The following is a 632-nucleotide window of genomic DNA, read 5'->3' as shown; positions in this document are numbered from 1 at the left end:
TGGTGAGTTGACATCCGTTAGGAACTCAATGGTGCTCAATGGTGCGGAGTTCCAGTCGGCGTTCCACTGGCACGTGATCGACCAGGGCATCGGCCACACCTACATCAAACCAGCAACCCCGCGCCTCAACGGCAAGGTGGAGCGCTCGCACCGCATCGACGCCGAAGAGTTCTACCGACTCCTCGACGGTGTCGTCATCGACGACACCGGGTTGTTCAACGACAAGCTCAAGGAATGGGAGGACTACTACAACTTCCACCGCCCACACGGCGGCCTCGCAGGGCAGACACCCTATGAGAGGCTGCTACAGAAGACCCAGGCCCACACTGTCAACGGCCATCGTCAGTAGCACAACTAGCGATGGTGCCTCGCATTCTCCGACAAATTGACCCAATGGCAGCAAGCTGCCGCATGCTCGTAGTGAGATACGCTGACAACCAGCTTTGGGGCATTATCGCCGACTTCGCGTGATGGCGAGCTTGTCAGCAAGCTGCTCTAAGTTCGATGCGAGGGACTGCTGCGATTCGGTGAAAGTTCGATGACGATGACGCAGCTTGACCGGCCAGTGAAGTCATGGCGGCCTCGTATTTGGCCGAGGTTGACCGGACGATGGCCAGCGTCGGCACGGCAGG

1 protein-coding gene is annotated in these 632 nt (G+C 58.9%); it reads left to right on the top strand.

The window, feature by feature from the left end; all coding sequences use genetic code 11:
• On the top strand, nt 1–349 hold a 349-nt coding region (locus ACL03I_RS39470), incomplete at its 5' end, for an integrase core domain-containing protein (RefSeq protein ID WP_412808668.1).
• Nucleotides 350–632 lie beyond the last annotated feature (283 nt).

It is taken from the genome of Nocardia sichangensis (assembly GCF_047200615.1).
GTDB classification, from domain to species: domain Bacteria; phylum Actinomycetota; class Actinomycetes; order Mycobacteriales; family Mycobacteriaceae; genus Nocardia; species Nocardia sichangensis.
The sequence above is the reverse complement of the archived record's forward strand: the minus strand, read 5'-3'. Positions and strand labels throughout refer to the sequence as shown.